This is a genomic window from Actinomadura miaoliensis, from assembly GCF_039536785.1.
Taxonomy (GTDB): domain Bacteria; phylum Actinomycetota; class Actinomycetes; order Streptosporangiales; family Streptosporangiaceae; genus Spirillospora; species Spirillospora miaoliensis.
In genome coordinates, this window is record NZ_BAAAZG010000017.1 from 156,427 (window position 1) to 182,633 (window position 26,207).

Sequence of the window (26,207 nt, forward strand, 5' to 3'; positions counted from 1 at the left end):
GCCCTGCCCGCTGATCTCACCGGTCCGGCGGGCGCGGGGCGTCCACGGGAAGGCGGCGCGCGGCCAGGCCGGCCCAGCCCAGGCCCAGCGCGGTGGCGTACAGGACGCCGCCCGCCCCCAGACCCGCCGCGAGCAGGCCGGCGGCGCTGGGCAGCACGATCTGCCCGGTGCGGTTGCCGAGCAGACGCAGCGACATGGCGCGGCCGCGCAGCCCCGGGGGAGCGGACTCGGCCAGCCAGGACATGGTGAGCGGCTGCCCGACGCCCAGCCCGAACCCGGCGACGACCAGCAGCGCGCCCAGCAGCCACACCGGCGAGGACAGCGGGGCCAGGCCCAGCGCGAGTGCCGCCGCAACGGTGCTGACCACCAGCAGGCGGCGGCGGCCGAGCGCGCCGCTGAGCCGTCCCAGGAAGAACCGCGACCCCATGGAGGCCAGCCCGCGCAGCGTGAGGAGCACGCCCACGGTGCCGGACGACAGGCCGCGCTCGGCCCCCAGCGCGGGCAGGTAGGCCAGCGTGATGTCCACGGCGGACAGCACCACGCAACTGGTCAGCAGCGCGTGCGGCAGGCCGGGCAGGCGCAGCAGCGTCCGGGTTCGCGGCCCCTCCCGCCGCCCCTCCGCCGGGGCCCGGCCGGTGCTGGTCAACGCGAGGGACAGCACGATCAGCACGGCCGACACCGCGCACGTCCAGGCGAAGATGCGCCCGGTGTCGGGGATGTCGCGCCGGCCGCCGAGCACGGTGATCAGCACCGGGCCGGCCGACTGCCCCAGCGACGCGGCGAAGGTGTAGTGGCCGAAGGCGGTGTCGTGGGCGCCCCGGACGGCGGTGTTGGCGACCAGCGCCTGCTGGCCGACCACGCAGCCCAGATGCCCGGTGCCCAGCAGCATGGCCGCCGCGACCAGCCCGCCGACGGTGTCCCCGGCCAGCAGGAAGGCCAGGCAGGAGCCGGTCAGCAGGGCCGCCCCGCCGGTCATCACCCGGCGTTCGCCGACGCGGTCGGTCAGCTGCCCGGCGGGCAGCGCCAGGAACAGCGGGGCCAGGGCGAAGGCGGCGGCCAGGGCGCCGAGCCCGGCCGCGGGCACGTCCAGTTCGATCGCGCGGTACGACATGGTGGGCCGCAGCACGAACGTGACCGCCTGGGTGATCACCGAGTGCGTCAGCAGCGCCGCCGTCCGGCCGCGTCCGAGCGTCCCGCTCATGGCCGGGATGGCCTCCGCCGACCGCCTCATCCGCTCCCCGTCCCGACCGCTGTCTTATAACCTCGGCACGCCATTCGGCCTGGCGGGCAGAGATCATAGCGTGTCGCCGGAATCGCGCGTTATAACGGCCGGGCGTCAGGCGGCGGCGATGACCGCCTTCACGGCGTCGTCCATCGAGGTCGGGCGGAGGCCGAAGGTGGTCTCGAAGGCCGAGGAGTCGAGGATGTACGGGCGGTCGAACTGGTACCGCGTGCTGCGCAGCTCCCGCATCATCGGAGAGACGACCCCGATCGCGTTGAAGACCGGGCGCGGCACCCGCGTGATGCGCGGCGCCGGGGCGCCGGCGGCCTCGCACAGCCGTTCGGCGAACGTACGGGGCGTGAACGCCGGGGCGGTGGGGATGTGCCAGGCGCGGCCCCACGCGCGCTCGTCCGTGCCCGCCACGGCCAGAGCATGCGCGACGTCCGGCAGGTACGTCCAGCTGTGCGGGATGTCGGGATCGCTGAGGAACGGGACGCGCTTGCCCGCCAGCAGGGGCCGGACGAAGCGGTCGGTGCCGATGTACGCCTGGTCGCTGCTGCCGGGGCCGTAGAAGTCCGATCCGCGCACCTCGGTCACCCGGGCACGTCCGGCCCGGTGGGAGGCGAGCATGTCCTTCCACATCCGGGCGCGTATCCGGCCCTTGGTGTCGGTGGCCGCCAGGGGCAGGTCCTCGGTCATCGGCACGTCCACCGGCCCGTACCCGTACAGGTTGCCCAGCGTCACCAGGGCCGCGCCCGTGTCCTCGGCCGTGCCCAGCAGCGACGCCGAGACCGGCGGCCACACCGCCGCCCACTCGTGGTAGCGCGGGTTCATGCAGTTGTAGAGAACGTCGGCGCCCCGCGTGACCTCGGTCAGCCGCTCCCGGTCGGCGGCGTCCGCGGCGACCTTGCGGACGCCGTCCGGGCCCGACCCTGACCGCGTCACCACGGTGACGTCGTGCCCTTCGCGGACGAGCAGGTCCACCAGGTGCCCGCCGACCTGTCCCGCTCCGACGATGACGTGCTTTCCCACGGTGTTTCCCTTCCAGGGGAGATCAGAAGTCCGTTACGAGAGCAATGCTCTCTCATGTGAGCGGCGCTCGTCAAGAGCAGTGCTCTCGTTTTGATGCGCCGCTCTGGTAGCCTCGGTCGCACCGTGAGCGGACGGCGGGAAGGGGACGGCGATGACCAGGGCGGGCACGGCGCGGGCACGGGTGCGGGCGGAGCTGACCCGCGAGATCACCGAGATCGCCCGCCGGCAGCTGGCCACCGAGGGGGCCGCGGGCCTGTCGCTGCGCGCGGTCGCCCGCGAGATGGGCATGGTCTCCTCGGCGATCTACCGCTACTTCCCGAGCCGCGACGACCTGCTCACCGCGTTGATCATCGACGGCTACAACGCGGTGGGCGAGGCCGTCGAACGCGCCGACGAGCAGGCCCGCGGACGTCCGTACGGGGAGCGGTGGCTGGCGGTCTGCCGGGCCGTCCGGGAGTGGGCGCTGGCCCACCCGCACGAGTACGCCCTGCTCTACGGGTCGCCCGTGCCCGGTTACAAGGCGCCGCAGGACACCGTCTCCGCCGCCATGCGCGACACGGTGGTGTTCGCGCGCATCGTGACCGAGGCGTACGAGGCGGGAGCGCTGGAGCCGGCGGGCCCGTGCCCGCCGCTCCCGGACGCGCTGCGCGCCGACCTGGAACGCACGCGCGGGCACGTGCGGATGGACGTCCCCGACGAGGTCGCCGCGCGCGCCCTGACCGCCTGGGCCGGTCTGTTCGGAACGGTGAGCTTCGAACTGTTCGGCCAGTTCGACAACGCCATCGACAATCGCGCCCCGTATTTCGATCATGCGATGACCTTGTTGGGACGAATGGTCGGCTTGACCATATGACACTGTTATCCGGTGGTTTAAGATCATTTCATGATCATCGGAAACCATCGGTACGTCATCGTCGGAGCGGGTCCGGCGGGCCTTCAGCTGAGCTACTACCTGCACCGGGAGGGCGCCGACTACCTCACCCTCGAACGCGGCGCCGAACCGGCGGCCTTCTTCCGCCGCTACCCCCGCCACCGGCGCCTGATCTCGCTGAACAAGGTGCACACCACCAGCACCGATCCCGAGATCAAGCTGCGCTGGGACTGGAACTCCCTGCTCAACGACGCGCCCGCGCTGATGTTCCCCGAGTACAGCGGCGAATACCTGCCGCACGCCGACGACCTGGTGCGTTACCTGGAGGACTTCCGGCGTTTCCACGATTTGAACGTCCGCTTCGAAACGGCGGTCGAACGGATCGAGCGGACAGCGGACGGATTCGTCCTGCACACACCGGCGGGCGTGCTGCACGCCCGGTGCGTCATCGTCGCCGCCGGGTGGGGCGCGCCGTTCATCCCCGACATCCCCGGCATCGAGCACGCCGTCGGCTACGAGGACATGAGCATCGAGCCCGAGGAGTACGCGGGCAAGCGCGTGCTGATCATCGGCAAGGGCAACTCGGCGTTCGAGACCGCGCACGCCATGCTCGGCCACGCCGCGATGGTGCACCTGGCCAGCCGCCGCCCGCTGAAACTGGCCTGGAACAGCAAGCACCCCGGCGACGTGCGCGGCCAGTACGGCGCGCTGCTCGACAGCTACCAGTTCAAGACACTGCACTCGGTGCTGGACTGCACGATCGACGAGATCCGCCGCGACGCCGACGGGTACGACGTGCGGATCACCTACACCCACGCCGACGGCGAGCAGGCGCTGCTGCGCTACGACACGGTGCTCCGCTGCACCGGCTTCCGCATGGACACCGGCATCTTCGACGCCTCCTGCGCGCCGGTGACCGAACGCGACGGCCGCATGCCGTCGCTGCGTCCCGACTGGCAGTCCGCCAACGTCGACGACCTGTACTTCGCCGGGACGATCGCCCAGGCCCGCGACTTCAAACGCGCCTCATCGGCGTTCATCGACGGCTTCCGCTACAACCTGCGGACGCTGACCAGGCTGCTGCGCGAACGCTACGACGACGTCCCGCTGTCCTACGACACGGTGCCGGCCGAGCCGGAGGCGCTGACCCGGCTCGTGCTGGACCGGGTGAACTGGAGCTCGGCGCTGTGGACGCAGTTCGAGTACCTGTGCGACGCCCTGGTGCCCGACCCGGCCTCGGGCGGCCTGCGGCACTACATCGACCTGCCCGAGGACTACGCGGCCGACCGGTTCGGCGACCTCTACACCGTCACGCTCCGCTGGGGACGCGACGAGTACGGCGACGTCTTCGCCATCGAACGGCACCCGCAGCCGGACCGCGCCGCGGAGAGCGCGTTCATCCACCCCGTCATCCGCCGGTACCGGGACGGGGAGCTCGTCGACGAGCTGCACCTGCTGGAAGATCTGCTGGCCGAATGGCGCCGCCCCGACCGGCACGTCGCCCCCCTGGAGGAGTACTTCGCCAAGCAGCTGCCGGGCTGAGCGTCAGCACCGGACCATCACCTCGTCGAGGGGCTTGCGCGTCAGGTCGGGCACCCGCGCGCCGGGCGCCGGATAACCGACCGGCATGAGCACGTAGGGACGTTCCTCCCGCGGCCGATCGCAGATCTCGTTGAGGAACCGCATCGGGCTCGGGGTGTGGGTGAGCGTCGCCAGCCCCGCGTGGTGCAGCGCCGCGATCAGCAGCCCGACCGCGATGCCCACCGACTCCTTGACGTAGTAGGGCTTGGGGCTGTGCGGGCCCTGGTGCACCTCGAACACCACGATCAGCACCGGCGCGATCTCCAGGAACGGCTTGTGCCAGTCGGTGCCGATCGGGCCGAGCGCGTCCAGCCACTCCCGGGAGGCGCGGCGGCCGTAGAACTCGCGCTCCTCGGCCTCGGCGGCCAGCCGCAGCCTGCGCTTGCGCTCGGGATCGGTGATCACGACGAACCGCCAGGGCTGCACGTTGGCGCCGCTCGGCGCGCTCGCCGCCGCCCGGATCGCCGTCTCGATCACCTCCTCCGGGACCGGCTCGGGGGAGAACTCCCGCACGGACCGCCGGGTCGCCATCACGTCGCTGAACGCCCGCGCGGCGCGCACGCCCTCCACCCGCGGGACCTGCCGGAAGGGCAGCGGAACCGTCCGGGCCGGTGCCACCTCGGTCATCGAAACGCCTCCCATCGTCGCGGCGTCTCCAGTATCACGGCGGCGCCCCGGGGACGCCTTACGTCGTCATGCTGTTCTGCGCGTCGGGCACACTGGTCTCGCCGATCGGTGCGGTCCGCCGGATCAGATCGTCGACGACGTCGGTGAGCCGGCCGTCGCGGGCGGCCCGGCGCTGCCGGGTCGCGCCGTCGCCGTGTTCGGCCAGCCCGTCCAGCCACGCGGTGACGCGGCGCAGGTCGCCGTGCTCCTCCAGGCCGGGGCGTGCCGTCTCCAGCAGCCGCCGGGCCAGCTCTCGGGCGGGGACGGGACGGCCGGTCAGCACGTCGACGCCCGAACCGGCCATGCCGTCGCGGGCCGCGCGCCAGTAGGCGAGCCGCATGAACTCCGGCTGTAGCTCGGGCCCGGGGTCGCCCCGGTCGACCCAGGGCAGCACGCTGACCACCAAACCGCGCACCAGCGCGGCCAGCGCCGCCGACTCCTCGGCGGTGATCGGCACGTCCGCCACCCGGACCTCCAGCGTCGGCAGCCGCGCCGACGGCCGCACGTCCCAGAAGATCGTGCCGTCGTCCACCAGCGCCTCGGCCTCCAGCAGCGTGGCGACCAGCTCGTCGTAGTGCGCGGCCGAACGGAGGTACGGCGGCGGGCCGGCCACCGGCCAGCGGTTCCACAGCAGGGTGCGCCAGCTGGCGTACCCGGTGTCCAGGCCGCGCCAGAACGGGGAGTTGGCCGCCAGCGCGATCAGCACCGGCAGGTACGGCCGCAGGTGGTTGCTCACCAGCACCGCCCGGTCCCGGTCCGGCAGCTCGACGTGGACGTGCAGGGCGCAGATGTTCAGTTCGTGGTGCAGGCCCCGGAACGTCGCGTTGCCCCGGTCCTGCCGGGGCCCCTCGGTGATCGGGGACGGGATGGACGCGTCCAGCACCGGCGTGCCGCTGGCGATGACACCCAGCCCCTCCTCCGTCGCCGCGGCGGCCAGCGTCGCGCGATTGCGGGCGAGCTGCCCCGCCGCCTCGGCGGCCGTGACACAGGGCGTGGTCCGGCCTTCCAGCTGAATTTCGGTGATCTCCCCGCCGACCCGGGAACCGAGTTCCTTTTCGGCCTGCCGGAGAACCGTCCCGGCGCGTGCCACGGTTTCCCGTGTCCGCCGGTCGACGACAAGGAATTCCTCTTCCACACCGAACCGGCGGGCTTGATCATCCGCGACCATGCGCCTCAGCTTAGGGCGCGGACGCGCTACGGCGTTCGGGCTTTTCGCAAAGGCGTGCGAACGAGACGGCCGACCAGTCCCGCGAGCAGGGCGGCGCGTTCGGGCATGCGCCGCACGTCGACGTATTCGCTGCGCGCGTGCGCGCCGCCGCCGACGCCGCCGAGACCGTCCAGGGTCGGCACGCCCAGCGCGCCGGTGAAGTTGGCGTCCGAGGCGCCGGCCGCGTGCGCGCCCCCGGGCGGCTCGAGACCGAGCTCCTTGGCCGCCTCGCGGGCCGCCGCCAGCAGCCCCCGCGCCATGTCCTCGGTCAGCGGATACCGGTTCACGCCGCCCTCCAGGCTCAGCCGCGCCTCCGGAAGGCGAGGGGCGGACCGGCGGATCATCCGGTCCACGCGGTCGAGCTCCGCGCCCGTCCAGGACCGCACGTCGATGGCGAGAACGGCCCGCTCGGGCACCGTGTTGGACGTGGTGCCGCTGCTCAGCGCCGTGGGCGTGACGCTGGTGCCGCGCGCGGCCGCCGCCAGCTCGCGGACGGCGAGGATCTGGTGGGCGACCTCCACGGTGGCGTTGACGCCCGCGTGCGGCTCGACCCCGGCATGGGACGCCCTGCCGTGGACGACGAGCCGGTAGGCCGACCCTCCCTTGCGCGCCACTTTCAGCTCACCGGACGGCGTGCTCGGCTCGCACACCAGCACGGCCCCCGACCGCCGGGCCTCGGCCTCGATGAGGGGACGCGAGGTCACCGAACCGCTCTCCTCGTCGCCGGTCAGCAGCACGCCGACGTGCGAGGTGTCCTCCAGCAGCGCCAGGGCCGTCAGCATCTGCACGATGCCGGACTTCATGTCGCACACGCCCGGACCGGTGGCGACCCCGCCGTCGACGGCGAACGGCCACCGCTCGATCGTGCCCGCGGGCCAGACGGTGTCGAAGTGGCCGAGCAGCAGCACCCGCTGCTCGGCCGCCGGCCACAGCAGGTGCGGCACCCCGTCCCGGACGATCCGCCGCGGCTCCCGGCCCAGCACCGCGCGGCCCCAGCCGGACAGCAGGTCGGCGCACGCCCGCAGATGCGGGGCCGAACCGGGCGGCGACTCGCACGACACCAGTTCTTCCAGCCGTTCGAGCATCTCCGCCGCCCGGTCCTCGGCCGCCCAGCGCAACGCACTCCGCAATGACATCCGGCAATTCCCCAACTCCGCGCGTCCATGGAGCCCATGGACGCCCAATCCGGTTTTCCGCCGACGCCGTCGAGTATCGGCGCGGATTCGGGCAGGGGTCTTCTCAGAAACTGCCGAGTCGGATTGCCGTGCGGCCCCGCGCAATTCCGCGGAGAGTGCGGCGACCGTTCAGACCCCCAGTCGCGCCGAGGCCAGCGCGGTGCCCTCCAACCGTGCCCTGATCTTGGCGAACGCGGTCTCACGGGAAGTGGACACGTCGTCGGCGAAGGGGGAGAACCCGCAGTCGTCGCAGGTGCCCAGCCGGTCGACGGGCAGGTGACGGGCCGCGGCCAGCACCCGGTCGCGGACCTGCTCGGCCGTCTCGACCCGGGGGTCGACCGGGTCGGTCACGCCGACGAAGATCCGCGCGTCGGCGGGCAGGTGCTCGGCCGCGATGGCGAGGGTCTTGTCGGGGTCGGGCTCGCTGGCGAGCTGCAGGTAGAAGTTGCCCGCCTTGAGCTGGAACAACTTGGGCAGCAGCCCCGCGTAGTCGACGTCGAGGCTGTGCGTGGAGTCCTGGTCGCCGCCCGGGCAGGTGTGCACGCCGATCCGCGCCCGCTCCTCGGGGGTGAAACGCTCCAGCACGCTGTTGTTGAGGGCGACGAAGTCGTCCAGCACCCCGCCGCTCGGGTCGAGCTTGAGCGACAGCCGCCCCTCGGTGAAGTCGAGCTGGACGACGTGCGCGCCGCCGTCCAGGCAGCCGCGGATGTCCGCCTCGGCCTCGTCGGCCAGGTCGGCCAGGAACCGCTCGCGCGGGTACCCGTCGATGCCGTCGGCCGGGTAGAGCAGGCTCAGCGCGGACGGAGCGATCACCGCCTGCTTCACCGGGACGTTCGCGTGCCGCCGCGCGACCCGCAGGTACTCCTCGGCACGGGCGGCGTAACGGAACGGCCCGGCGGTCAGCCTCGGCAGCTGCCGCCGGTGGCCGTCGGCGAACGGGATGACCGCGCCGTCGGGGGCCAGGCCGTCGAGCCCGGCGATCGGGTAGGTGGCGAAACTCGGCTTGGACTGCTCGCCGTCGGTGACGACCGGCGAGCCGAGCTCTTCGAGCCGCCGGATGGTGTCGCGGACGGCCTTCTCCTGGGCGGCGGCCAGCTCGGACGGCGCCGCGTCCAGCAGTTCGGCGGGACGCGGAATGCTGCCGATCGGTTCGGTGGGGAGTGGCATGGTCGCGAGCGTAGATGACCCAATGTGCACGGTCAATCGCGTCCAGCGATCATCAAAGACCGCGTTGTCGGCCCTCTCGTTCCGGTCGCGCCACGGCGCTTGAAGATCAACGTCTCTCGTGGGTGAGCCTTCTCTCGCCCGCGAATCGCTGGGCGTTCCGCTCGCCCCCGCATAGTCTCGGCAAGCGAAAAGAGAATGGCACGGCGAGGGTGGCGAATCCAGGAAACGGGGGATTTGTGGGGGAAATGTCGCGTATTCCCGGAGGATCGTTCCTGCAGGGGTCTCCCTCCTGGATGCTCGACTGGCTGGAGCGGTCCGACCAGCCGTTGCCGCGGCGCTGGTTCGCCGACGAGGCCCCCCGGTTCGCCCGGACGCTGCCCGCCTACCGGATCGACCGGCACCCGGTCACCGTGGCGGAGTTCGCCGAGTTCGTCCGCAGCACCGGCTACGTGACCGACGCCGAACGCCGCGGGTTCGGCATGCTCTACGAGCGGCGGTGGACCGAACGCGAGGGCGTCACCTGGCGTGCGCCGGCCGGGCCCGGAACGGCGGTCGAAGGACGACACGACCACCCGGTCGTCAACGTCTCCTGGAACGACGCCGACGCCTACGCCCGATGGGCCGGAAAACGGCTGCCGACGGAGGCCGAGTGGGAACTCGCCGCCCGCGGCCATGAATTCCGCATATGGCCCTGGGGTGACGACTGGAACGCCCGCAACGCCAACACCGCCGAATTCCACGCCGGAACGCTCACCACCCTCACCGCATGGCGGGAATGGTGGCGCGGAATCCGCGAACGAGACGGCCCGATGCCGTTGACCACCCCGGTCGGGGCTTTCTCACCCGCCGGCGACAGTGTTTTCGGATGCGCCGATATGGCGGGCAACGTGTACGAATGGACGGCGACCACGTCGCACCTGTACGGCCGGACGGCCGACTGCGATCCCGCGCTGCGGTCGGCGCTGGGACGCTACCGCGTCATCCGCGGCGGATCCTGGATGAACTTCCGCTACCAGGCCCGCTGCACCGAACGCCTGCACGGCGACCCCACCGGGTGGTCGAGTTTCGCGGTCGGCTTCCGCTGCGCAAGCGACGACACCGGCCCCCACGACCGGCCCCTCGGTTCGATCCCCGGCCCAGGAGCGCTCTCATGGTGACGATCATCGTGCCGATGGTGTGGACGGCGGACGGGACGACGCGGTTCCAGACCGCCGCCGGCCCGCTCGCGGAGGTCATCAGGCGGTTCGCGGCCGAGCGTCCGGACTGCCGTGACCGGGTGCTGGGGCCCGACGGCGAGCCGCTCATGTACGTCAACGTCTGCGTCGACGACGAGCTGGTACCGCGCGACCGGCGCGCCGGCACCGTGGTGGCGGACGGCAGCACGGTGACGCTCATCGCCCCCATGGCGGGCGGCTGACCGCCCGCCCGCGGTCACAGCGTGGCGAGCACGTCCCGCAGCGCGCGGATCACCTTGTCCTGCAGGCTCCGCGGCAGGGACGGGTACATGGGCAGCGAGAAGATCTCCTCCGCCAGCCGCTCGGTCACCGGCAGCGCGCCCCTGGTGTATCCCAGGTGCGCGAACCCGCTCATCGTGTGCACCGGCCACCGGTAACTGACGTTCAGCGCGATGTCGTACGCCCGCAGCCGTTCGAGGATGTCGTTGCGGCGGGGATGCCGCACCACGTACAGGTAATAGACGTGCTCGTTGCCCTCGGCGGTGGACGGCAGGACGAGCCCCTCCGTCCCGGCCAGGTCGCCCAGCCCCTCGGCGTACCGGCGCGCCACCGCGCGCCGTCCCGCGATGTAGCCCTCCAGCCGCCGCAGCTTCCGCCGGAGGATCTCGGCCTGCACCTCGTCCAGCCGGGAGTTGTGCCCGGGCGTCCGCACGACGTAGTAGGCGTCGTCGGCCATGCCGTAGTAGCGCAACTGCCGCAGGGCGCGGTCGACGCCCCCGTCACCGGTCAGCACGGCCCCGCCGTCGCCGTACGCGCCCAGCACCTTGGTGGGGTAGAAGGAGAACGCGGCCGCGTCGCCCATCGATCCGGCGAGCCGGCCGTGGTGGCGGGCGCCGTGGGCCTGGGCGCAGTCCTCCAGGACGACCAGGCCGTGCCGGTCGGCCAGCCGCCGCAGCGGGGCCATGTCGACGCACTGCCCGTACAGGTGAACGGGCAGCAGCGCCCGGGTGCGCGCGGTGACGGCGGCCTCCACCTGGCCGGTGTCCATGAGGAAGTCGTCCTCGCGGACGTCGACGAACACCGGGACGGCGCCCGCCGCCACGATGGCGACCACGGTGGGCGCGGCCGTGTTCGACACCGTGATCACCTCGTCGCCGGGGCCGATCCCCAGCGCGCGCAGCGCCAGCGTGATGGCGTTGGTGCCGTTGTCGACGCCGGTGCAGTACGCCACGCCGTGGTGGTCGGCGAACTCGGCCTCGAAGTTCCGGACGCTCTCCCCGAGCACCAGCCGGCCGGACTCGAACACGGTCGTCACCGCGTCCAGCAGGTCCGCCTTCTCCTGCCCGTACTCCGGCAGGTAGTCCCACACGCGTGTCGTCATCTCATCCTCGTCCGATGCCGGCGAATCGCCGGGCCGTGAACCGCCCCGGAGGGGGTGAGGGGGCCGTCGCCGTCACGCTAGTGCGGGCGGCGACGTCGAGTAGTGAAACTATCACCTGACGTAGTCGCGGATGGTCGAGGAGTGAGCGTGATCGGGCATGTCGGTGACACCGTCGCGTGCCGCGTGTGCGGCGGCGTCGTGGAGGCGTTCCTCGACCTGGGCGCGCAGCCGATCTCCCAGCGGTTCCGGGACCCGGCCGACGGCTCCCCGGAGGTCTTCTTCCGGCTGGCCGTGGGGCAGTGCGGTTCGTGCACGATGGTGCAGCTCTGCCAGGAGATCCCGCGCGAGGAGATGTTCCACGAGGGCTACCCGTTCCGCTCCTCCGGGTCGCGCGCGATGACCGGGCACTTCACCGCCGTGGCCGAGCGGTTCCTCGAGACCGAGCTGACCGGCCCCGATCCGTTCGTCGTCGAGATCGGCTGCAACGACGGCGTCATGCTGCGGACGATCCGCCGCGCGGGCGTGCGGCATCTGGGGTTCGAGCCGTCCGGTGACGTCGCCGAGGCGGCGCGCGCGGCCGGGGTGCGGGTGCGCGGGGAGTTCTTCGAGGAGGCCACGGCCGCGCGGGCGGCCGAGGCCGAGGGGCCCGCCGACGTCGTCTACGCGGCGAACACCGTCTGCCACATCCCCTATCTGGACTCGGTTCTGCGGGGCGTGGACGCGCTGCTGGCGCCCGGCGGCGTCTTCGTGTTCGAGGACCCCTACCTGGGCGACGTCCTGGCCAGGACGGCGTTCGACCAGATCTACGACGAGCACTTCTACCTGTTCTCGGCGCGTTCGGTGCGGGCGGCCGCCGACCGGTTCGGGTTCGAGCTGGTGGACGTCGAGCGGCTTCCCGTCCACGGCGGCCAGGTCCGCTACACCCTGGCGCGGGCCGGTGCGCGCCGTCCGGCCGCGGCCGTGGCCGAACTGCTGGAGGAGGAACGCTCCCGGGGGCTCACCGACGAGGCGGTGCTGCGCGGCTTCGCGACCCGCACCGCGCGCGTCCGCGACGAGCTGGTCGCCATGCTGACCGCGCTGCGCCGGGACGGCAGCCGCGTCGTCGGCTACGCCGCCACCGCCAAGAGCGCCACCCTGCTGAACTTCTGCGACATCGGACCGGACCTGGTGCCGTTCATCTGCGACACCACACCCGCCAAGCAGGGGCTGGTCACGCCCGGCAAGCACATCCCGGTGCGGCCGCCCGGCGAGTTCGCGCGGCCCTACCCCGACTACGCGCTGCTGTTCGCGTGGAACCACGCCGAAGAGATCATGAGCAAGGAGCGGGAGTTCCGGCGGGCCGGGGGCCGATGGCTGATGTACGTGCCGCGCGTGCACGTCGTCTGAGGAGGTGGTGACATGGCCTCCAGCGACACCGGCCGGTGGGCGCGGCCGCTCGTCGTGGTGCTGGGCGCCTCGGGGTTCGTCGGGTCCGTGGTGACGGCGGCGCTCGCCGACCGTCCCGTGCGGCTGCGTGCGGTGGCGCGCCGGCCGAGCGCGGTGCCCACGGGCTGCCTGGCCGACGTCGAGGTGCGCCGCGCCGACCTGACCCAGAACGCGCGACTCGCCGACGCCGTGGAGGGAGCCGACGCGGTGATCCACCTGGTCGCCGGCGGTGAGTACGGCCCGGGTCGCGATGGGACGGCGGACGCGGAGCGGGTGAACGTGGGCGTGATGGCGTCGCTGCTCGACGCGATGCGCGGGCGGCGTCCGGGGCCGCCTCCGGCGGTGCTGTTCGCCGGGGCGATCCACCAGGTGGGCGTGCCGCCGCGGACGGTGCTCGACGGCTCCGAGCACGACGCCCCGAGCGACCTTTTCGCCCGGCACAAGCAGGCCGCCGAGCGCATGCTGCTCGACGCCACCGCCGAGGGGGCCGTGCGGGGCGTCTCCCTGCGCCTGCCGCCCCTGTACGGGCACAGCCCCGCGACCGGTGCCCTGGGCGGCGGCGCGCTCGCCGTCATGATCCGGCGGGCGCTCGCGGGCGAGCCGCTGACCCTGTGGGGCGACGGCACCGTGCGGCGGGACCTGCTGCACGTCCGGGACGCGGCGGCCGCGTTCCTGGCCGCGCTCGACCACGTCGGCCCGCTCGCCGGACGGCACTGGCTGCTCGGCACCGGCGAGGGCGTGCCGCTGGAGCGGGTGTTCGGATGCGTCGCCGAGATCGCCGCCGCGTGTCGCGGTGGACGGCCGGTGCCCGTGCGCCGGGTGCCGCCGCCCCCGCACGCGGGCCCCGCCGACCTGGCGAGCGTGGTCGTCGACGCGTCGGCCTTCCGGGGCCGGACGGGGTGGCGGCCGAGGGTGCGGCTTCGCGAGGGCCTGGAGCAGACGATCATGGCCGCCATGCGACCGGCACGTCCGGCAGCGAAATAGTCATATCGGAAGAATGCCGGGAATATCGATGGTCTGCTGCCCGCGATATTACCATCGAGGTCGGCCTGAGTCGCTGGCGCCGATGTTATCCTGACCGCGAAGTCGGCCATTGGAAAGGGGCGTGCGGGAATGTCGGTGGACGGACTCCGGATGACGAATCCGCCGGTCGTGAAGACCGGAATGCTCATTCGCCGGCCGGTCGGCGAGGTCTTCGAGGCGTTCGTCGATCCGGCGATCACCACGAGATTCTGGTTCACCAGGAGCAGTGGCAGGCTGACCCCCGGGGCGCAGGTGAAATGGGAATGGGAGATGTACGGCGTCTCCACCCACGTCAAGGTGCGCGAGGTCGACAAGGACGCCCGGATCCTCGCCGACTGGGGGGTCGAGGAGTCGCCCACCACCATCGAGTGGAAGTTCTTCCCGCAGGACGACGGCACCACCTACGTCCAGATCACCAATGACGGCTTCGCCGGGGACGGGGACAGTGCGGTCGCCGCGGCCATCGACTCGATGGGCGGCTTCACCATGGTCCTGTGCGCGCTGAAGGCGCTGCTCGAACACGACCTCCGGCTCACCATCGTGGCCGACGCCCACCCGGTGGACATCAAGATGTGAGAACGGCGGACGAGGGCGCAGCGGCCACGCGCGTGCGCCCTCGTGCCGCTCGCCCCCCTCACGCGCCGGACGGCGCGTCCCCCAGCCACAGATTGGTGAGGTCGCCGTTCAGCACCGGGTAGGGCAGCCAGTTGCGCACCCGGGTCGAATGGAACCAGTACTGGTGGGCGAACAGGATCGGCACCACCGCCGCGTCCCGCATCACCTCCTCCTCCAGCCGGCGAAAGAACCCGGCGGCCCTTTTCTGGCTTTCCGAGGTGAGCGCGGCGTCGAGCAGGTCGTCGACCTTCTCGTTGCGGTAGCGCCCGAAATTGGAACCCCAGTCGCCGTTGTCGGCGACGCCGCGGCTGCCGAACAGCGGCTGCAGATACGTCCGGGCGTTGTTGCCGTACCAGTCCGGTTCCCAGCCGGTCAGCGCGATGTCCCACGCGCCTTCCCGCGCGGCCGAGGAGGACGACAGATAGTCGTCGAAGAACTCGTTGATCGACGCGGGTACCGTTTTCACCCGGATGCCCGCGCGTGCGAGGGCTACCTTGACCGTTTCCGCGGTCTCGGGGTGGATGTCCGCGTCGCGGAACACCAGTCTCAGCGTGAGTCCCTCCGGATATCCGGCCTCGGCGAGCAGCCGCCCGGCCCGTTCCGGGTCGCCGCGTCCCCCCTCGGTGCGGTAGGGGCGGAACTCACGGTGCGCCGTGCACAGCGGCGGGAGTATCTGGTCGGCGATGTCGTTCAGCCGGGGACCGCCCCACACCAGTGACACCGCCGCCTTGTCCACGGCGTACTGCAACGCCTGCCGGACCTTCCGGTCGCCGGTGGCGTTCCCCTCGTTCGGGCTGACGACGTTGATGACCAGGTAGGGGCTGAGCAGGCCGGCCGGACAGACCTCCAGCCGGGGATCGCCGGTGCGCAGCAGGTCCGGCAGTCTCGCGGTGAGCGGCTGGACGTCCCAGAGCATGTCGGCGGCGCCCGACGCGACCAGCTCGTAGGCGTCCTCCTCGGAGACGCCCTGGCGGATGTCCACCCCGTCGACATGGGCGGCGCGAAGGCCGTCGGTCTCCGGCGCCCAGGCGGGATTGCGTCCGAGCGTGATCCGCCGCCCGCGGACGTGGCGGGTCACCTCGTACGGGCCGTTCGACATGAGCGTCTCGTTCAGCTCCGGACTGCCCGGCACATGCGGCAGGTATTCGGCCGGCGCCGGAGTGGCGAACGGCAACGCCAGCATGTTCAGGAAGTCGGTCGCCGGGTGCCTGATGGTGAAGACGACCTCGGTCGTGCCGACCGCGCGCATCCCGCGGACGCCGGTGTGCTCCATGCGTTCGGCGATGGCCTCGGGCGTGCGGGGACCCCTGGCCAGCGCGTCGCGGAACTCGGCCATGCCGTCGATCGTGCTCAGGAAGTACGGCAGGCCGGGGCTCGGCGCCATCGGGTGGGCGAGCCGTTTGATCCCGCGGACGACGTCCTGCGCGGTCACCGGCCGGGCCCCGGACGGGGTGTTCCAGCACACCCCGTCCCTGAGCGTGAAGGTGTAGCGGGTGCCGCGCGCGGCGACCCGTCCGTTGGCGGCGCTCGGCACCTCGGTGGCGAGATCCGCGACGATCCTTCCCGCCGCCTCGCGGTCCCGTCCGGCCGGGTACCCGACGAGCTGCCGGGTGTAGGCGCGGACGATCCCGCGGGTGACGGTGTGGTACGCCAGGGCCGGGTCGAGATGGTCGACGTCCCCGGCACCGACCATGGTGAGCACCCCGCCGCGCCGGGGCCTCCCGGGACCGTCCGCCCTCCGGTCCGGATCGCTCCTCCGGACCGGAACGACGACCCGCCGCGCGCGGCCGGTGAACCTCTCCAACATCCGCATCAGCTCCTCGAGGACGGCATCACTAGCGAATAATAAAGTGAATGCTCGCGTCAATGAGAGGAGTCACCCGTGTCCCTGGAACGTCATCCCATGGTCGACGCGCTGGTCGTGACCTCGGTCGGGCAGTCGCAGGCGGAGGAGGTGCGTGACCAGTGGCGACGCGCATCCGCGGTGGCGTGCGGGCCGGTCGGCGGGGCGTCCGCGAGCGGGCCGGCGCCGGCCTCCCCGGAGGTGCCGCCCGCGGACGATGCCTTGACAGAAAACTATAGAAAAATATAGTGATAGGCGCCTGGGTCCGTCACCGGGGTCCGCAGCCCGGGCCCGGTGAGGATCGACTCGACAGACGCTGGAGGTGTCTGGCTTGAGCATGTTCCGCGAGACGTACGAATCCCTCGACCTCGAACCCAAGCCGATCCGTCCGCACATCCTGGCCGCCGCGACGGTCGTCTTCGGCGACGACTACTACGCCGGCCGCCGGGAGACCATCAACCTGTCCGGCTTCGTCCAGCTCAACAAGTGGCCGATGCCCGGCTTCGAGCACCGCGTCGACGAGCGCGGCCACGCCGAGCTGGACCTGGAACTGATCAGCGCGCCCGAGGTCGGCATCAAGGGCTTCAGCTACGAGCTCGACGACCGCATCCAGGTCCTGTCGAACCCGTTCCTGCCCAACACCGGGCACGTGCGGCAGATCGTGCCGGGGAAGAACTTCCCCGCCGAGTTCTACATCCGCCGCTTCGGCATCCTGGAGACCAGCACCCTGCGGCTGGCCCACCGCAACGTCATCGACATCTACGGCGTCGTCGACGGCATCCCGCCGTACAAGAAGCCGCTCACCGGCCCGTACCTGGGCAGCCCGCGCGGCGACGGCCCGTTCGACGTCGTCCAGGCGCCCAACGTGGTGCGCGGCACCACGCTGCCCGAGGCGTGGTACCCCGCCGACGACCAGAACGAGCCCGTGGGGCTGACGCCGACGGTGTTCTTCGCCGCCAGCGCGGGGCCGTGCATGTCGATGCTGGTCGACCCCTCGCTGATCATGCAGGTGTCGCTGGAGGGCGCGATCGACGTCGAGGTCGACGGCCGGACCGAGACCATCGAGCTGGCCGGCGACCACCGCATGGCGGCCGGGACGGAGATCCTGCTGTTCGGGCCCGACAAGCACGACGGGCAGGGCGTGCTCGCGCAGCTGGCGCGGGTGGCGATGGTCGGGCACAGCGCCGCCCTCGGCGGCCGGGTGATGCTGCGCGCCAGCTGGCCGCGGCCCTCCGGGGGGACGCTCGGCGAGGGCACCGAGGAGGGCCTGAGCCGGGTGAGCTTCCCGGCCGAGCTGCACATCGACGCCGAGTTCGAGATCGTCACGCCGAGCGGCAACCTGTACGCGGCCGGGCCGGTGCACGTGGCGGGCAGGCTGCGCGACCTGGAGGCGACCGGCAGTGAGCTGGCCATGACCGGCGCGGACACGGCGCTGGTCACCGATGACGGGACGGTCCGGGCCAGGCTCGCCGGCGTCCGCCTGGCGATGCGCGACGCGCACGTCGGGGAGACCGCAGCGGTCAACGTCTGAGGTCGCGCGCACGCCGCGCACGTGTCCGCCCCGTCCGCCGGCCGCGGCCGGCCGGCCTCTCCCGGACGGCCCCGAGACGTCCGGGAGAGGCCCGAGAGGGAGTGCCGAATGGACCAGCGACTCTTGCTGATGCACCAGGCGATGCTCGCCGACCGGCCTCGGCTGGAGGCCTACGACCGGGCGCTCGCACGCGCGGTCCGGCCGGGCGACGTGGTGGCCGACGTGGGGGCGGGCACGCTCGTGCTGTCCCTGCTGGCGCTGCGGCACGGCGCCGGGCGCGTCTTCGCGGTGGAGGCCGACCCCGCCACGGCCGCGGTCGCCGCGCGGATCGCCGAGCACAACGACCTCGGCGGCCGGCTGACCGTCGTGCGCGCCGACGCCCGGACCGTGCGGCTGCCGAAGCGGGCCGACGTGGTCGTCGCCGAGATGATGGGCAACCTCGGCCCCGAGGAGCAGATGATGGAGGTCCTCGACGCCTTCGCGCGCGGCAACCTCGCCCCCGGCGGCCGGGTCGTCCCGCAGCGGCTGGTCACCCACCTGGCCGCCGTCGAGTTCGACGGCGAGGGGTGGGGGGTGTGGGGCGAGGACTTCTTCGGGCACCGGCTCGACGTCGTCCAGGAGTGCGCTCCGCCCGGCGCCCAGCTGCACTTCTTCCAGCGCCGCCCGACGCTGCTCAGCGAGCCGGTGCCGATCGCCGACAACCGGATCGGGGACCGGTCCGCGGCGGTCGTGCGCCGCGTCCGCGACCTGGTCGTCACCCGGCCCGGCACGCTGCACGCCGTCGCCGGGTTCTTCACCGCCACCCTCGCGGAGGACGTGCGGTTGTCGAACTTCCCGTCCTACCCGGGGTGCAACTGGGCGGTGTGGATCTGGCCGCTGCGGCACACGCCGGTCGCCGCGGGCGACGTCCTGCGCGTGCGGGTGCGCCGTCCCGAGGGCGTGCGGGTGGCCACCGACTGGCGGCTGGAGTGCGGGCTCGATCGGGCGGTCCGGCCCGCCGCCTCGCGCGGACCGGGGGAGTGCGGCGCGCAACCGGGGGACACGGCCTCGCCCGGCGCCGTGGGGAGACCGTGATGCCGTACGCGGCCGGTACGGTGCGCGACATCCCGGTACGCGGCCTCAAGCTGTGCGGGCTGACCTGGAGCGGGACGTTCCTGTGGTGCTCGGAGGCCGTCCAGAACCTCATCATGGCGGTGGACCCGGCGAGCGGCGAGGTGGCGCGGCGCCTGCCCTGCCGGGACGTCCGCACCGACCTGACCACGCTGGGCGGCTACCTCGTGCAGGTCGCCGGGCCGCACGGGGTGCTGCGCGTCCTCGACCCGCACTCCGGCGAGGTGGTCGGCGAGCTGCCCAACCCCCGTCCGGGAGCCGTGCTGTGCGGGCTGGAGGCCACCCGGCACGGGCTGTGGCTGGGGTACGGGGACCTGCGCCGCATCGACCTGCGCGGCGTGGACGACCTGCGGCTGGTGGACAGCTTCCCTGTGCGCCACGCCGTCGCGGGCGTCACGGTGTCGGACGGCTATCTCGCCTACGCCGACCAGCGCGCGGGCACGATCAACCTCCTCGACCTGGACCGCGGCCGGGACGTGGCGTCGGTCTCGGTCCCGGGCAACCCGACCGGGATCGCCTGGGACGGCAGCCTGATCTGGTACTGCGATCACGCGACGTTCCAGCTGCGCGCCATCGAGGTCCCGGGCATCGCGCGGGCGGAGCGGGCGCCGTGACGGGCCTCGCGCCGCACGCGACGCCGGGAAGGTTCGCGTTGGCCTGCCGGGCGGTGCGGGTCGTGGCCACCGCCGTCGTCGTCCTGGTGCCGGGCGTGCTCGCCGGGCTGGCGCACGCGTCGCTGCGCGGCCGCTCGTCGGGACGGCGGTACGTCTACCGGCGCCTGACCGCGCTGCTGACGGCGCTGGGCCCGGCGTTCGTGAAGGCGGGGCAGGTGCTGGGCACCCGGCGGGACGTGCTTCCGGCGGCGTTGTGCGACGAGCTGTCGGTGCTGCAGGACGCGGTGCCGCCGCCGGGCCCCGCGCAGACGCGGCGGGCACTCGCCGAGGCGTACGCGGCGGACCCGGCCCTGACCGGCCCGGACGGCGTGTTCGCCGAGATCGACGAGCGGCCGGTCGCCGGCGGCAGCGTCGCCTGCGTGCACCGCGGGGTCCTGGCGACCGGCGAGCAGGTCGCGATCAAGGTGCGGCGGCCGGACGTCGACCGCGTGATGGCCCGGGACCTGGCGCTGGTGCGTGCGGCGTCCCGCCTGGTCGCCCGGCTGCCGATGCTGCGGGGCGTGCCGGTCGCCGCGGTCGTCGAGGACATGTGCGCGGCCGTGCACGGCCAGCTCGACCTGGCCCGCGAGGCCGACGGCCTGGCCCGCCTGCGCGACAACCTGGCGGTCGTGCCGCGCGTGCGGGTCCCGAAGGTCTACGCGCACGCGTCGCGGCCGCGCTGCGTCGTCATGGAGCTCATCCCCGAGCTGGATGTGCGCACCGCCGCCGCGTGCCCGCCCGCGACGCGCCGCAGGCTCGCCGCCTCCGCGCTGACCGCGATCTACCAGATGCTGTTCGTCGACGGCTTCGTGCACTGCGACCTGCACCCCGGAAACCTGTACTTCACCCGCGACGGGCAGGTCGTGGTGCTGGACGCGGGGTTCAGCGTGCGGCTGAGCGAGCGCCTGCGACGCCTGTTCGCCGAGTTCTTCCTCAACATGTCGGTGGGCCGGGGCCGCCGCTGCGCCGAGATCGTGGTCGAGAGCGCGGCCGGAACGCGCCCCGGCGCCGACCTGGACGGCTTCCTGGACCGCATGGCCGACCTGGTGGAACGCAGCCACGGCCTGCCCGCCCGGGAGTTCAGCCTGGTCGCGTTCGCCACCGAGATGTTCGCCCTGCAGCGCGCCCACGGCGTGCACGCCGCGCCCGAGCTGATCTTCCCGCTGCTGTCGCTGCTGGTCATCGAGGGCACGATCCGCGACCTCGACCCCGGCATCGACTTCCAGGAGACGGCCCGGCCGGTGCTCAACCGCGGCCTGTTCGGCGCCCGGTGACCGGGCCCCGCCGAACGGAGGAGGCGGCCATGACGGCGGACGCCGCCGACGACCCGATCGTGCGCGACTACCTGCTGCTGGGGCTGCGCATGGGCCGGCACATCGACGGCTACGTCGACTGCTGGTTCGGCGACCCGGACCTGGCGCGGCGGGTGGACGCCGAGCCGCCGCGTCCGCCCGCCGAACTGGCCGGGCAGGCCGCGCGGCTGCTCGCGCGGCTCCCGGACGGCCCGCTGGACGAACGACGCCGGCGGTTCCTGGCCGGGCAGCTCACCGCGCTGGAGTGCGCGGCGCGGCGGCTGGCCGGGGAACCGATCGCGTTCCTGGCCGAGGTCGCGGCGTACTTCCAGGTGGAGGTGGCGCTGGGCGACCCCGACGAGTACGCCGCCGCGCACGACGCGTTGGACGAGCTGCTGCCGGGGCCCGGGCCGCTGCGCGCCCGCGTGGAGGAGTTCAGACGGCGCAACGCCGTCCCGCCGCCGCTGCTGCGGCGCGCGATGGGCGCGGTGTCGGCGGAGCTCCGGTCCGTCGTGGCGTCGCGCTACGGCCTTCCGGCCGGAGAGCACGTGGAGTACGAGGTCGTCCAGGACCCGCCGTGGAACGCCTTCAACCGCTACCGCGGCCGCTTCCGCTCGACCGTCTCGCTCAACGCGCTCGCCGGACGCGACCTGGGCGCGCTGCCGCTGGTGGCGGCGCACGAGTGCTATCCCGGGCACCACACCGAGCACTGCGTGAAGGAGGCGGTGCTGGTCGACGGGCAGGGGCAGGGCGAGCACGTGCTGTCCCTGGTGAACACCCCGCAGGGCCTGCTCGCCGAGGGCTTGGCCGAAACGGCCCTGGACGCCGTCCTGGGGCGGGCGTGGGGGCCGTGGACCGCCGAGATCCTCGGCGAGCTGGGCCTGCGCGTGGACGGGGAGCGGATGCAGCACGTGATGACGCAGATGAGGCGGCTGTTCCCGGCCCGGCAGGACGCGGCGATCCTGCTGCACGACCGGGGCGCCGACGCCGACGAGGCGGTCGCGTACCTGCGGCGCTGGCTGCTGATCGAGGACGGGCGGGCACGGCACATGGTGCGGTTCCTGCTCGACCCGCTGTGGCGCGCGTACGTCACGACCTACATCGAGGGCGCCCGCCTGGTCTCCGCCTGGCTCGCGGGGGACCGTGCCGACGGCGCCCGTGCGGACGGCCCCGAGGGGGAGCCGGGCGCGGGCGTCACGGAGCGCTTCGGCCGGCTGCTCCGCGAGCCCTTGCTCCCGCCCACCCGGTGAGTTACTTTAATTATATATAGCGATTTCACTATGGAGGTCCCCGTGGGTCAGAGCGTCTCCGCCGACCGCACCGGCACGCTTTCCCCTCTCCCCGGCCATGACGGCGACCGCCGCGCCCACTGCCCCGACAGGCATCTGGGCACCGCGTCCTGGGACCACATCCGGTCGCTTTTCACCCTCCGCCCCGGCACGGTGCACCTCAACACCGGAACCGTCGGCGCCGTGCCGCACGAGGTGCTCGACGTCCACGAACGCGTCACCCGGGAATGGACGGGCAGCCTGCGCGACATCTACCCGCCGACCCTGTATCCCGAGTACCGCGCCGCCATCGCCGGGGACTTCGGCGTCGACCAGGACGAGATGGTCATCTGCCACAACTCGACCGAGGGCATGGCGCGCGTCATCGCGGGCCTGGACCTCGGCGAGGGCGACGAGGCGCTCACCACGACGCACGAGTGCTACTCGGTGCTGTCCAACCTCAACCTGGTGCACAACCGCACCGGGCTGACCGTCCGGACCATCACCCTCCCGTCCGGGCCGGACGTGCGCGCCGAGGACATCGTCGAGCTGTTCGCCGCCGCCATCACCCCGCGCACCCGGGTGATGTTCTTCGCCGCCGTCACCCTGTTCACCGGCACCCGGATGCCCGTCCGCGCGCTGTGCGACCTGGCGCAGCGGCACGGGATCGTCACCGTGATGGACGGGGCGCTGCTGCCCGGCATGCTGGACGCCGACCTGCGCGCCCTCGGCGTGGACTTCATGACCGGGTCCGGTTCGAAGTTCCAGTGCGGGCCGCTCGGCACCGGCCTGCTGTACGTGCGCAACAAGGTGATCCCCGAGCACAACCCGCTGCCGCTGCCGCCGTTCTGGCCCGTCATCTCCACCTGGTACCCGATGCTCGGCCCCATGCCGCCGCGCACCACCACCCGCGTCGAGACCTGCAACATGGGCGACTACCTGCAGAGCGCCGGAAGCGCCGGCATCGCCCGCGCCGCCGCGCTGACCAGGGCGTGCCAGATGTGGAACGCCATCGGCCGCGGCCGCATCGAGCGGCGGATCATGGAGCTCGGCGACCACGCCCGCGACCGCCTCGCCGAGCGGTTCGGCGAGCGGGCGCTGCACTCGCCCGCCGACCCCCGGCTGCGCTCGCCGCTGATCAGCTTCCGGCCGTTCCGCGCGCCGCACGACGCGTGGAACCCCAAGAAGATCAACCTCTTCGTGGACCGGCTGGAGCGCGAGCACCGGATCTGGATCCGCTGGGTCGAGTTCGACGTGCCCGGCTCCCCGCACATGCACTACGCGGCCCGCGTGTGCACCCACCTGTTCAACACCCGCGAGGAGATCGACCACGCCGTCGACGTCATGGGCCGGCTGGCGGACGAGATGGCGTGACTCCGGGCCGGCACGGACATGCCCCCACGCCACGGACATGAACCCACCGCCACCGACACGACCCCACGCCACGGAAAGGTGCCCCACCCATGAGCAGCGGCCAGCCGACCTACGGGGGAGTGCTCCGGCTCTACGGCCCCGGCAGCATGGACCACGTCGACCCCGCGTGCGCGTACTACATGCTGGGCGGTCAGATCATCCGGTTGTTCGCCCGCCAGCTGTTCACCTACGCGCCGGTCAAGGACCTGCGCGACTGGCGCGCCGTCACCCCCGTCCCCGACATCGCCGTCGACATCCCCTCCACCCACAACGGCGGCCTGAGCGCCAACCACAAGGTCTACACGGTCACGCTGCGCCGCGGCGTCATGTGGGACACCACCCCGCCCCGCGAGGTGACCGCGCACGACTTCGTCCGCGGCTTCAAGCGCATGTGCAACCCGGTGATCGGCGCGGGCGGCATCCGCTACTTCACCAGCACCATCCGGGGCATGCGCGAGTTCTGCGAGGAGTACGCGGCCGCGGTGCCCGGAAAGGACGCCACCGCCGCCGACCTGGCGGGCTTCCAGAACTCCCACGACATCCCCGGGATGTTCGCCGTGGACGACGACACGCTGGTGTTCGAGCTGCTGCGTCCCGCCGCCGACTTCCTCAACATCCTCGCGCTCACGTTCGCCTCGCCCGCGCCCGTCGAATACGACGCCCACGTGCCCGACAGCGACGAGTTCCGCCGCGACGTGCGGTCGAACGGACCGTACCGGCTCGTCGACTACGTCCACGGCAGGCGGCTGCGGATGGAACGCAACCCGGTGTGGCGCAAGGAGACCGACCCGGTGCGCAACCAGTACGTCCAGTCCATCGAGGTGACCATGGAGAAGGCCACCCCGGAGGAGGTCGGCGCCAGGATCAGGTCGGGGGCGGCGGACCTGTCGTGGGCGTCCCCGGTCACCGAGCCGTACGAGATCGACCCCACCGACCCCGGCAACGACCTGGGCTACGCGCTCAACCCGTACCTGGTGTTCAACGTGGTCAGCCCGAACTGCGGCGGCGCGCTCGGCAAGGCCGGGGTGCGGCGGGCCATCGCCTACGCGATCGACAAGGCGGCGATCCAGCGGATCTACCACGACCTGGCCGCCGGCACGGTGATGCGCCCGGCGCGCACCGCGATCCCGCCCGGCAATGACGGCTACGAGGACTACGACCTGTACCCGACGCCGGACGACCGCGGCGACCCCGACCGGGCGCGTGCGCTGCTCGCCGAGGCCGGCCACCCCGACGGGCTGGAACTCGTCGCCGTCCACCGCGACGTGGACGCCAACCCCGAAGTGGCCCGGTCCTACGCCGCCGACCTGGAGAAGGCCGGGATCGCGGTGCGGCTGGTGCCGATGGGCCACGCCGACTACTACCGGTTCCTCCAGGATCCTGACAACGCGCGGGCCGGGCTGTGGGACCTGACCGCCCCGTCGTGGACACCGGACTGGTTCGGCAACAACGGCCGCGCGTTCCTGCAGCCGATGTTCCAGACCAACTGCTCGCGCGGCACCGGCAACTACGGCTGCTACAGCGACCCCGAGGTGGACCGGCTGATCGAGGAGGCGCTCGGCGCGGTCGACCCCGACCGCGCCCGCGCCGCCTGGCACGAGGTCGACCGCCGGGTGATGGAGGACGCGGCGATCGTGCCGATCCTCGTGCACGCCCCCACCATCCCGCACCTGCGCGGCGACCGGGTGCGCAACGCGATCGCGATGCCGACCATCGACCGCTGGTTCGACCTGTCCAACCTCTGGCTCGACCCGCCCCGCTGACCGGGGCGCCGGGTCACCGCTCCGGGAAAGGAGGATCCGCGATGGCGACGGCACCGGCCGTCAGGCCCGTCCCGGTGGTGCGTTCACTGCCCGCGCCCGCCGACTACATGTGCGGGCTGACCTTCGCCGAAGGGCTCCTGTGGCACTCCGACCAGGACGCCGGGAAGATCTTCGCGATCGAACCCGCGTGCGGCGCGGTGGTGCGGACCCTGGACTGCCCGCGCGTGCGCGCCGACCTCACCTGGCACGACGGGCTGCTCTGCCAGGTCGGCGGACGTCCCAAGCGGCTGCTGCTCGTCCACCCGGAGACCGGCGAGATCGTCGAGGAACGGCAGGTGGCGCCGCCCGGCGGCCGGCTGTGCGGCGTGGAGGCCGGCCCGGAGGGGGTCTGGATGTGCCTGCGCGCCCCCGCCGTCGTCCAGTTGCGCGACTTCGCGACCATGACGGTGCGGCGGGAGCACCCGGTGGAGGGCGCCCCGTCCGGGCTGACTCACGTGGCGGGCACCGTGCTGTACTCGGAGTTCGAGGCCGCGACGGTGCGCGCCGTCGACGCCGCCACGGGCAGGCCGCGCGGCGCGGTCCGCGTCGAGGGCCGTCCCACCGGCCTGACCTGGGACGGCTACCAGCTGTGGTACTGCGACTTCGAGGCGCGCCGGGTCAAGTCCGTCCGTCTCGACGACGTCCTGAACGGCACCTACCGGAACTAGAAATCGCTACGGAATCACCGAGTCAGTCTCTGCGGGAGATCCGCCCAAGGGAGACAGGCGGCTCGCCGAGAAGTCCGCATCCGCATC

23 protein-coding genes are annotated in these 26,207 nt (G+C 72.6%); 15 read left to right on the forward strand and 8 right to left on the reverse strand.

The annotated features are described in order from the left end of the window. Positions 1–16 precede the first annotated feature (16 nt). Together ABD811_RS14585 and ABD811_RS14590 are read right to left on the reverse strand one after the other, a co-directional pair. Positions 17–1,231: an MFS transporter gene (locus ABD811_RS14585; RefSeq protein WP_344946766.1), complete on the reverse strand. Its 1,215-nt coding sequence runs from the start codon at positions 1,229–1,231 to the stop codon at positions 17–19. Positions 1,232–1,336: 105 nt separating this feature from the next. Further along, a complete protein-coding gene (locus tag ABD811_RS14590; protein ID WP_344946769.1) occupies positions 1,337–2,254 on the reverse strand; it encodes an NAD-dependent epimerase/dehydratase family protein in 918 nt (305 codons plus the stop codon). A gap of 151 nt (positions 2,255–2,405) precedes the next feature. Between ABD811_RS14590 and ABD811_RS14595 the strand changes: the two genes are divergently transcribed. Beyond that, positions 2,406–3,107, forward strand: a complete 702-nt coding sequence (locus ABD811_RS14595) for a TetR/AcrR family transcriptional regulator (protein ID WP_344946772.1) — start codon at positions 2,406–2,408, stop codon at positions 3,105–3,107. A 30-nt stretch (positions 3,108–3,137) separates the two neighbouring features. Further along, entirely contained in the window at positions 3,138–4,667 is a 1,530-nt protein-coding gene (locus tag ABD811_RS14600; RefSeq protein ID WP_344946775.1) for an NAD(P)-binding domain-containing protein, read from the forward strand. A gap of 3 nt (positions 4,668–4,670) precedes the next feature. Here ABD811_RS14600 and ABD811_RS14605 read toward each other — a convergent pair whose 3' ends face one another. The 4 genes from ABD811_RS14605 to ABD811_RS14620 form a co-directional block, all read right to left on the reverse strand. Beyond that, complete coding sequence (locus ABD811_RS14605; RefSeq protein WP_344946778.1) at positions 4,671–5,333, reverse strand: nitroreductase family protein; 663 nt, start codon at positions 5,331–5,333, stop codon at positions 4,671–4,673. 58 nt (positions 5,334–5,391) lie between these two features. After that, positions 5,392–6,540, reverse strand: coding sequence for a carboxylate-amine ligase (locus ABD811_RS14610; RefSeq protein WP_344946781.1), 1,149 nt, complete (start codon positions 6,538–6,540; stop codon positions 5,392–5,394). 26 nt (positions 6,541–6,566) lie between these two features. Then, positions 6,567–7,715 (reverse strand): M20 family metallopeptidase, encoded by a 1,149-nt coding sequence (locus tag ABD811_RS14615; RefSeq protein WP_344946784.1) that lies wholly within the window; start codon positions 7,713–7,715, stop codon positions 6,567–6,569. A gap of 168 nt (positions 7,716–7,883) precedes the next feature. Continuing rightward, a complete protein-coding gene (locus tag ABD811_RS14620; protein ID WP_344946787.1) occupies positions 7,884–8,921 on the reverse strand; it encodes a cobalamin-independent methionine synthase II family protein in 1,038 nt (345 codons plus the stop codon). Between the two features lie 245 nt (positions 8,922–9,166). Between ABD811_RS14620 and ABD811_RS14625 the strand changes: the two genes are divergently transcribed. Together ABD811_RS14625 and ABD811_RS14630 are read left to right on the forward strand one after the other, a co-directional pair. Beyond that, positions 9,167–10,078, forward strand: a complete 912-nt coding sequence (locus tag ABD811_RS14625; protein ID WP_344946790.1) for a formylglycine-generating enzyme family protein — start codon at positions 9,167–9,169, stop codon at positions 10,076–10,078. Continuing rightward, positions 10,072–10,338 carry a MoaD/ThiS family protein gene (locus tag ABD811_RS14630; protein WP_344946793.1) on the forward strand — a complete coding sequence of 89 codons (267 nt, stop codon included), beginning with the start codon at positions 10,072–10,074 and terminating at the stop codon, positions 10,336–10,338. Before ABD811_RS14625 ends, ABD811_RS14630 begins: the two co-directional genes overlap by 7 nt. A gap of 14 nt (positions 10,339–10,352) precedes the next feature. On the opposite strand, the gene ABD811_RS14635 is transcribed toward ABD811_RS14630, so the two are convergent. After that, positions 10,353–11,477, reverse strand: coding sequence for a DegT/DnrJ/EryC1/StrS family aminotransferase (locus tag ABD811_RS14635; protein WP_344946796.1), 1,125 nt, complete (start codon positions 11,475–11,477; stop codon positions 10,353–10,355). A 150-nt stretch (positions 11,478–11,627) separates the two neighbouring features. On the opposite strand from ABD811_RS14635, the gene ABD811_RS14640 reads away from it, so the two are divergent. From ABD811_RS14640 to ABD811_RS14650, 3 genes are all read left to right on the forward strand, one after another. Then, entirely contained in the window at positions 11,628–12,863 is a 1,236-nt protein-coding gene (locus tag ABD811_RS14640) for a methyltransferase domain-containing protein (protein ID WP_344946859.1), read from the forward strand. 12 nt (positions 12,864–12,875) lie between these two features. Then, positions 12,876–13,886 carry an NAD-dependent epimerase/dehydratase family protein gene (locus tag ABD811_RS14645; RefSeq protein ID WP_344946799.1) on the forward strand — a complete coding sequence of 337 codons (1,011 nt, stop codon included), beginning with the start codon at positions 12,876–12,878 and terminating at the stop codon, positions 13,884–13,886. A gap of 150 nt (positions 13,887–14,036) precedes the next feature. Continuing rightward, a complete protein-coding gene (locus tag ABD811_RS14650; RefSeq protein WP_344946802.1) occupies positions 14,037–14,501 on the forward strand; it encodes an SRPBCC family protein in 465 nt (154 codons plus the stop codon). Positions 14,502–14,559: 58 nt separating this feature from the next. On the opposite strand, the gene ABD811_RS14655 is transcribed toward ABD811_RS14650, so the two are convergent. After that, entirely contained in the window at positions 14,560–16,353 is a 1,794-nt protein-coding gene (locus ABD811_RS14655; protein ID WP_344946805.1) for an ABC transporter substrate-binding protein, read from the reverse strand. 367 nt (positions 16,354–16,720) lie between these two features. Between ABD811_RS14655 and ABD811_RS14660 the strand changes: the two genes are divergently transcribed. The 8 genes from ABD811_RS14660 to ABD811_RS14695 all read left to right on the forward strand — a co-directional run bounded on the left by ABD811_RS14660 (position 16,721) and on the right by ABD811_RS14695 (position 26,120). Next, the gene (locus tag ABD811_RS14660; RefSeq protein ID WP_344946862.1) at positions 16,721–17,914 is read left to right on the forward strand and encodes a DUF6004 family protein; all 1,194 of its coding nucleotides are present in this window, start codon (positions 16,721–16,723) and stop codon (positions 17,912–17,914) included. A 108-nt stretch (positions 17,915–18,022) separates the two neighbouring features. After that, on the forward strand, positions 18,023–18,988 hold the full coding sequence (locus tag ABD811_RS14665) for a class I SAM-dependent methyltransferase (protein WP_344946807.1): 966 nt from the start codon (positions 18,023–18,025) through the stop codon (positions 18,986–18,988). Continuing rightward, positions 18,988–19,638, forward strand: coding sequence for an NHL repeat-containing protein (locus ABD811_RS14670; RefSeq protein WP_344946810.1), 651 nt, complete (start codon positions 18,988–18,990; stop codon positions 19,636–19,638). The genes ABD811_RS14665 and ABD811_RS14670 overlap by 1 nt, the downstream gene beginning before the upstream one ends. Further along, positions 19,635–20,951, forward strand: coding sequence for an ABC1 kinase family protein (locus ABD811_RS14675; RefSeq protein WP_344946813.1), 1,317 nt, complete (start codon positions 19,635–19,637; stop codon positions 20,949–20,951). Before ABD811_RS14670 ends, ABD811_RS14675 begins: the two co-directional genes overlap by 4 nt. A gap of 29 nt (positions 20,952–20,980) precedes the next feature. Next, the gene (locus ABD811_RS14680; RefSeq protein ID WP_344946816.1) at positions 20,981–22,219 is read left to right on the forward strand and encodes a DUF885 domain-containing protein; all 1,239 of its coding nucleotides are present in this window, start codon (positions 20,981–20,983) and stop codon (positions 22,217–22,219) included. A 42-nt stretch (positions 22,220–22,261) separates the two neighbouring features. Further along, the gene (locus ABD811_RS14685; RefSeq protein ID WP_344946819.1) at positions 22,262–23,611 is read left to right on the forward strand and encodes an aminotransferase class V-fold PLP-dependent enzyme; all 1,350 of its coding nucleotides are present in this window, start codon (positions 22,262–22,264) and stop codon (positions 23,609–23,611) included. A gap of 89 nt (positions 23,612–23,700) precedes the next feature. After that, entirely contained in the window at positions 23,701–25,413 is a 1,713-nt protein-coding gene (locus ABD811_RS14690; protein ID WP_344946821.1) for an ABC transporter substrate-binding protein, read from the forward strand. A 41-nt stretch (positions 25,414–25,454) separates the two neighbouring features. Beyond that, positions 25,455–26,120, forward strand: a complete 666-nt coding sequence (locus ABD811_RS14695; protein ID WP_344946824.1) for an NHL repeat-containing protein — start codon at positions 25,455–25,457, stop codon at positions 26,118–26,120. Positions 26,121–26,207 lie beyond the last annotated feature (87 nt).